The sequence below is a fragment of the Angustibacter aerolatus genome (assembly GCF_054776675.1).
The window spans coordinates 1-7,156 of record NZ_BAAHBM010000126.1; the positions used below are offsets into that span (position 1 = coordinate 1).

6 protein-coding genes are annotated in these 7,156 nt (G+C 76.0%); 3 read left to right on the top strand and 3 right to left on the bottom strand.

Going from position 1 to position 7,156, the window contains the following annotated elements; all coding sequences use genetic code 11:
- From ACYVI6_RS17500 to ACYVI6_RS17510, 3 genes are all read right to left on the bottom strand, one after another.
- Positions 1-1,814 (bottom strand): transglutaminase family protein (locus ACYVI6_RS17500; RefSeq protein ID WP_460447594.1); only part of this gene is annotated, 1,814 nt, incomplete at its 3' end.
- Positions 1,811-3,157 carry a DUF58 domain-containing protein gene (locus ACYVI6_RS17505; protein ID WP_460447595.1) on the bottom strand — a complete coding sequence of 449 codons (1,347 nt, stop codon included), beginning with the start codon at positions 3,155-3,157 and terminating at the stop codon, positions 1,811-1,813. The genes ACYVI6_RS17505 and ACYVI6_RS17500, both read right to left, overlap by 4 nt.
- Positions 3,158-3,164: 7 nt before the next feature.
- Positions 3,165-4,139, bottom strand: a complete 975-nt coding sequence (locus tag ACYVI6_RS17510) for an AAA family ATPase (RefSeq protein ID WP_460447599.1) — start codon at positions 4,137-4,139, stop codon at positions 3,165-3,167.
- A 625-nt stretch (positions 4,140-4,764) separates the two neighbouring features.
- Between ACYVI6_RS17510 and mraZ the strand changes: the two genes are divergently transcribed.
- From mraZ to ACYVI6_RS17525, 3 genes are all read left to right on the top strand, one after another.
- On the top strand, positions 4,765-5,196 hold the full coding sequence (gene mraZ, locus ACYVI6_RS17515) for a division/cell wall cluster transcriptional repressor MraZ (RefSeq protein ID WP_460447596.1): 432 nt from the start codon (positions 4,765-4,767) through the stop codon (positions 5,194-5,196).
- A gap of 173 nt (positions 5,197-5,369) precedes the next feature.
- Entirely contained in the window at positions 5,370-6,350 is a 981-nt protein-coding gene (rsmH, locus tag ACYVI6_RS17520) for a 16S rRNA (cytosine(1402)-N(4))-methyltransferase RsmH (RefSeq protein WP_460447597.1), read from the top strand.
- Positions 6,347-7,048, top strand: a complete 702-nt coding sequence (locus ACYVI6_RS17525; protein WP_460447598.1) for a cell division protein FtsL — start codon at positions 6,347-6,349, stop codon at positions 7,046-7,048. The genes rsmH and ACYVI6_RS17525 overlap by 4 nt, the downstream gene beginning before the upstream one ends.
- Positions 7,049-7,156 lie beyond the last annotated feature (108 nt).

Here is a 7,156-nt window from a genome sequence, read left to right on the forward strand (position 1 = left end):
GCCGCGGCGTCGCGGGCCTGCTGGGCGGCCAGCCGCGGGTCGAGCGAGCTGGTGGCGCTGGAGCCGGTGGCGGCGTCGGTCGCACCGGACGTCGACGCGGTGTCGCTGGTGCCGCCGGTCGTCGCCGGGGCCGCCCACGCGGGGGGCGCGCCGGTGCGGGTGGCGGGGGTCGGCTCGAACCGCACCCAGCCGACGCCCTCGAAGTACAGCTCGGGCCAGGCGTGCGCGTCGGTCAGGCGCACCGACCAGGTGTTCTGACCGTCCGGGGTGCCGGGCAGGAAGCCGACGCCGATGCGAGCCGGGATGCCCAGCGAGCGCGACATCGTGGCCATCGCCGAGGCGAACTGGATGCAGAACCCCTGCTTGCTCTGCAGGAAGTCGGCGACCGCGTCGCCGCCGGAGTCGGCCGGGGCCTGGGTGCTGTAGGTGAAGCCGCCCTTCGAGCGGAACCACTCCTGCAGCGCCATCGCCTGGTCGTAGGCCGTGCTCGCGCCCTGCGTCACCTCGAGGGCCCGCTGGCGCACGACGTCGGGCAGCGACGACGGCAGGCGGACGTAGCGCTGCATCGTGTCCTGCGCGGCGGCGGGCGCCGCCCGCAGCTGGTCGGCGGTGGGCGTCACGTCGAGGTAGTCGACGCTGTACGACTTGTCGCGCACCGTCTCGCCCTCGCCCAGCACGTTCAGCGAGGCGGCGTCGTAGAGCCAGGCGCCGTCGATGTCGACCTTGCGCGCCGGGTAGGGCAGCGGCAGGAAGTCCTGGTCGAGGTTCGGGCTGACGTCGATCCGCATCGTGTACGCCTGCCGGGCGATCGCGTCGGTGAGACCGGGCGGGTTCGGCAGGCCCTTGGCGGCTCGGTTGCGGCGCGAGACGTCGGTCGTGCCGGGCTTCCAGGTCTCGCCGTCGAAGGTGTCGGCGGTCACGATGCGCAGCGGCGCCACGGCCGTCTGCGTCGTCGTGTACCGCAGCACCTCGACGTCCTGCCGGGGGCTCAGGTTGTCGCGCAGCTGCAGCACGGGGTTGATCACGCTGAGCGTGCCGGTGCCCGTGCCGGTGCCGCCCGTCCCGCCGCGGGTCAGCAGGCCGTCGGGCAGCCCCGGCAGCACCGCCGGCACCAGCACCGCGGCCAGGACGGCGACGACGCCCAGCCGGCGACCGGTGGCGGCCAGCGCCGACGTGTCGCTCAGGATGGTCTGCCGGCTCGGCGCCCCACCGCCCCAGCGCGGCAGCAGCCGGCCCCAGCGGGTGACCGCCCCGCCGGCGTCGTGCGCCAGCAGCAGCAGCCAGCCCACCGCGGCCACGGCGAAGTAGCGCCAGGGCAGCCCGTCCGGCACGACCGCCGCGGGCACGCAGTAGAGCGCGAGCAGCGGCAGGCCGGCGGCCGCGGGCGAGCGCAGGGAGACCGCGAGGGAGTCGACGGCGAGCGCGATCACCGCGACGCCGAGCGACACCATGAAGTCGATGCCGGGGCTGCTGGGCACCGGAGCCGAGTAGCGGTTCACCGTGTCGCCCGCGTCGCGCAGCAGCTCGCCGAAGCGGCCGAAGGCGTCGGGGCCGGGCACCAGACCGAGCACCGCCTCGGGGCCGGCGAACACGACGGTCAGCACCACGGCCGCGACCACGGCCTGCCCGAGCAGCACCAGCCCGGCCGGCACGCGGGCCCAGCGCAGTGCGGCGCCGACGGCGAGGGTGAGCAGCACCACGACGACGGACGTCGCCACCCAGCGCGCGCCCTCGACGACCGGTCGCATCGACCAGAGCGTGAGGATCGTCGCCAGCGCGGCGAGCGGACCGGTGAGGCGGTCGCGGACGGTCATCGGGCGTCTCCTGCGGTGGTGCGGCCGGCGGGATCGAGCGTGGGCGCGGCGACGCCGCCGCCGCGCTCGGGGCCGACCCGGGCCCAGGTGCGGTCGAAGGTCTCGCCGGCCCGGGCCTGCACGACGTCCCAGCCGCCGGAGCGCAGCAGCGTCGCGGACGACGTCTCCGCGGCCTCGGCCGCCCCGGCCGGGCCGATCGGCTGCGGGGCGATGAGCGCCACGCAGGTGGTGCCCGGCCGGTGCAGCCCGGCCAGCAGGCTGAGGTCGTCGGCCGACAGCCGGCCGAGCGCCGCGACCACGAGCCCGCCGTTGGTCGCCCGGGAGGCGCTGCGCGCGGCGCGGGTCAGCTCGATCTCGCCGCCGAGCGACGTGGTGGCCAGGGAGTCCAGGACGCCTGCGGCCGACACCTGCGCCAGCGCGGCGCTCGCGTGGTCCCAGGCCGGGTCGACGTCGCCCTCGCTGCCGTCGACCAGCCGCACGGCGTACCCGCGCTCGACCAGGTGCACGGCGAGCGAGGCGACGGCCGACACGGCCCACTCGAACGTCGACTCGGCGCCCTCGCCGTCGTAGGCGGTGCGGCGGCGGTCGAGCAGCAGCACCGCCCGGCTCTGCCAGGGCTGCTCCTCGCGCCGCACCATGAGCTCGCCGCGGCGGGCGGTCGAGCGCCAGTGCACCCGGCGCAGGTCGTCGCCCTGGTGGTACTCGCGGGTGGTGACGTCGTCCTCGCCGGTGGCCGACACCGAGCGCGGGCGGGTGTCGCCCGAGCCGTTCCAGTCGCCGGCCAGCGCGATCCGCGGCAGCCGCACCACCGCCGGCGTCACGACGAGCAGGTCGCGGCTGGTGAAGGAGCGGCGGTGCCGGCCCATGCCGAACGGGTCGGTGAGGGTCAGGCTGAGCGGCCCGACGGCGTACCGGCCGCGCCGCGGCGAGCGCACGGGGTAGCTGATGGCGCGGCGCTCGCCGGGCTCGAGGCCGGGCAGCACGAAGCGCGGGCGGGTGCCCAGGCCGTAGGGCACCTCCTCCTCGGCGAGCACCAGCCCGCAGCGACCGCCCGAGACGTTGGCGACCTCGAGCACGACCTGGGCGGGCGCGCCGACCTCGACCCGCAGCGGCGACACGGTGCGGGTGCAGGCCAGCCGGTAGCGCGTGCGGCCCAGCACCACGACCGTCAACACGGGCACCAGCGCGAGCAGCACGCCGACCCGCAGCAGGTCGCGCTGACCGAGCGCCAGGGCGCAGACGACGGCGGTCAGCCCGGCCGCGAGCACCGCGCGCCCGCGCGAGGTGAGGCGCCCGAGCGGCTCGGTGAGCCGGCGGGTGACCCGCGTCGTCCGGGTGGCCACGGCGTCGCTAGCGGCGCGACGCCGACGGGCCGTGCGACCCGTTCGGCGAGCCCGGCACGGGGACCTGGCGCAGCAGGGCCTGGACGACGTCCTGGGCGGAGCGCCGCGCGAGCAGCGCGTCCGGCGTGAGCAGCAGCCGGTGGGCGAGCACGGCCACGGCCAGCGCCTGCACGTCGTCCGGCAGCACGTGGTCGCGGCCCTCGAGCGCGGCGTGCGCGCGCGCGGCCCGCAGCAGCTGCAGGGTGGCGCGCGGCGAGGCGCCCAGCCGCAGGTCGGGGCTGGTGCGCGTCGCGGTGGCCAGGTCGACGACGTACTGCTTGACCGCGTCGCTCACCCAGAGGCCCTGCACGGTGCGCACCAGCGCGCGCACGTCGGCTGCCGACGCGACCGGCTCCACCTGGTCGAGCGGCGTGGCCGAGCCGTGGTTGCTCAGCATGTCGAGCTCGGCGGAGGGGGAGGGGTAGCCCATCGACAGCCGTGCCATGAAGCGGTCGCGCTGCGCCTCGGGCAGCGGGTACGTGCCCTCCATCTCGATGGGGTTCTGCGTGGCGACCACGATGAACGGCGCCTCGAGGCCGTAGGTGACGCCGTCGACGGTGACCTGCCGCTCCTCCATGCACTCCAGCAGGGCCGACTGCGTCTTGGGCGAGGCGCGGTTGATCTCGTCACCGAGCACCACGTTGGCGAAGACGGCGCCGGGCTTGAACTCGAAGTCGCGCTGGTCCTGGTTGTAGATGCTGACGCCGGTGACGTCGCTGGGCAGCAGGTCGGGCGTGAACTGGATGCGCCGCACGCTGCAGTCGACGGCGCGGGCCAGCGCCTTGGCCAGCATCGTCTTGCCGACGCCCGGCACGTCCTCGATGAGCAGGTGCCCCTCGGCCAGCAGCACCGTGAGCGCGGTGCGGACGACGTCCGGCTTGCCCTCGATGACCGTCTCGATCGCGCGCCCGATCCGGAACGCGGTGGCCTGCAGGTCGGCCAGCGACGCGGTGTCCGGGCCGCCCTCGAGGTCGGGGCCGCGGCCCTGACCGACGGCACGGCCGACCTCGTCGTCCGGCGTCCGCGCTGCTGCGCTGGTCGTGCTCACGTGCCCTCCAGCTGACGTCGCCTCGCGGGCGAGGTCGTGGTCGTCGGTCGTGGTGCGTCGTGCTGCGTGGTACGTCGTGCCTGCTGGGAAGTCTCGCAGTCGATCCTGGGCGCTGCCTGCGAACGGCGCACCCCACCTCGCGCCGCGGCCCGGGTCGGAGCACCGCGATCGCCCTGCCGCACAACGCACGGAGCCGTCGCGGTGATCCCGACCGCGCCGCCCCACCTCCTCCACTTCCCCCCACCCCGGCGGTCCGGCACCCCCTACGACGGCGTCCGACGCACGGATCGTGCCCGGTGGATGCCGTTTCGCCCCCTTTCCAGAGGCCCGCTCGACCTGTGATGAGGTGGTCGCGCTCCGTGGCCGATCGGTGAAGACACCGCGCCTGACCTGCGCAGACGCGCACGACGGTGAGACGGCCTGCGGCGAGAACGCTTGACCGGGGAGTGAAGTGGAGTACGGTGGAGCGCGCGGGAGCAGCAGGGTCGGGCAGGGTCGAGCAGGGGAGGGGTGGTGGCGCGTGTTCCTCGGGACGTACACGCCACGCCTCGACGACAAGGGCCGGCTGATCCTCCCCGCCAAGTTCCGGGCGGAGCTGGCCGACGGGCTCGTCGTCACCCGCGGCCAGGAGCGCTGCCTCTACGTCTTCGCGATGTCGGAGTTCGAGCGGCTGGCCGACCAGATGCGCACCGCCCCGGTCACCAGCAAGGGAGCCCGCGACTACCTGCGCGTCTTCCTCTCGGGCGCCAGCGACGAGGTGCCCGACAAGCAGGGCCGGGTCACCGTGCCGCCGAACCTGCGCCAGTACGCCGGCCTCGACCGCGAGCTGGCCGTGATCGGTGCCGGGTCGCGCCTGGAGATCTGGGACGCCGCGGCGTGGGCGTCGTACCTCGAGTCGACCGAGCAGTCCTTCGCCGAGCAGGCCGAGGAGGTCGTCCCCGGCCTCATCTAGCCCGTCCGTGCGGTCCGGTCTCCACCCGCTCCCGCTCCTGGCGCACCTTCCCCGGTGCCAGGCGCGCGGCGAGCGGTTGGGGACCAGACCGGACGGGCACCCCGCACCGCAGTCCGAGCAGTCCGAGCAGAGCAGACCGAGCAGTCCGCAGCACGCAGCAGGGAGGGACCGCGATGCCGCCCACCGGGAGCGCCGCCGACCGGCACGTCCCAGTGCTGCGCGACCGCGTCGTCGACCTGCTCGCCCCGGCGCTCGAGACGGCCGGCTCGGTGGTCGTGGACGGCACCCTCGGGATGGGCGGGCACGCCGAGGCGCTGCTGCGGCGCTGCCCCGAGGCCGTGCTGGTCGGCATCGACCGCGACGAGCAGGCGCTGGCCCTGGCGGGTGAGCGGCTGGCCGGCTTCGGCGAGCGGGTGCGCCTGGTGCACGCGGTGTTCGACGAGCTCGCGCAGGTGCTGGCCGACCTCGGGCTGGCGAGCGTGCAGGGGGTGCTGCTCGACCTGGGCGTGTCGTCGCTGCAGCTCGACGAGGAGCAGCGCGGCTTCGCCTACCGGGTCGACGCGCCCCTCGACATGCGGATGGACCAGGGGAGCGGCACCACGGCCGCCGAGGTGCTGAACACCTACCCCGCCGACGAGCTCGCCCGGGTGCTGCGCGACTACGGCGAGGAGCGGTTCGCCCGGAGGATCGCCGCCGCCGTGGTGCGCGAGCGCGAGACGGCACCGTTCACGACGTCCGCCCGGCTGGTGGACGTCGTCCGCGCCAACGTGCCCGCCGCCACCCGGCACGCGGGCGGCAACCCGGCCAAGCGCACCTTCCAGGCGCTGCGGATCGAGGTGAACGGCGAGCTCGACGCGCTGGCGACCGTGCTGCCCGACGCCGTCGACGCGCTCGCCGTGGGCGGCCGGCTCGCGGTGCTGTCGTACCACTCGCTCGAGGACCGCGCGGTGAAGCAGGTGCTGGCCGCCGGCGCCCGCAGCACCACGCCGCCCGGCCTGCCGGTCGAGCTGCCCGAGCACGCGCCGTACCTGCGCCTGCTCACCCGGGGCGCGGAGGTCGCGAGCCCGGACGAGATCGAGGACAACCCGCGCGCCGCCTCGGTGCGGTTGCGGGCCGCCGAGCGCACCAGGACCACGACGGGACGTGCCGCATGAGCCACAGCCTGGCCACCAGCAGCGCCGGCAGCGCACGTCGAGCCGCTTCCGCGGCGGCCGCCGCCCGGGCCGCGCAGCCCGCCACCGCCGCGCACCCGACGACGGGGGCGACCGCTCGGGCCACCCGTGGCGCGCACGCGACGGCCGCGTCCCCCGCGTCGGCCCCGGCGCGGTCCGCGCGCGGCCCCCGCACCTCGCTGCGCGTCGTGCCCGTGCCGGTCGTCGACCGCGGGCGCTCGGTGTTCGTCGCGGCGTGCCTGCTGCTGCTCGGCGGCGGGCTGGTCGCGCTGCTGCTGCTGAACACCGCGATGGCCAGCGGGTCGTTCACCATCCACGCCCTCACGGACACCTCGACCCGGCTGGGCGACCGCCAGCAGCAGCTGCGCCAGGAGATCGAGTCCGCCGCCGACCCCGTGCGCCTGGGCGCCAGGGCCCGGGCGCTCGGGATGGTGCCCGCGGGGTCGCCGGCGTTCCTGCGGCTGCAGGACGGCACGGTGCTCGGCGTGGCAGCCGCGGCCAAGGCCCCGCCCGCACCTACCGTGACGGCGAAGCCCACCGCGTCGCCGACCGGCCAGAAGAAGCAGCCGACCGAGCAGCAGCCGACGAAGCAGACGCCGACGAAGCAGACGAAGCAGCAGCAGACGAAGCAGCAGCAGGACACGACGGGCCGGACGACCGGCCAGACCACGGGCAGGTGAGCGGGTGACCCAGGGACCGGGCCGACGCCCCACCCAGCGGCCGGCGCCGTCCCGCCAGCCCGCCCGCCAGCCCGCCCGGCCGGCGCAGCCCCGCACCGGCGCCACCCG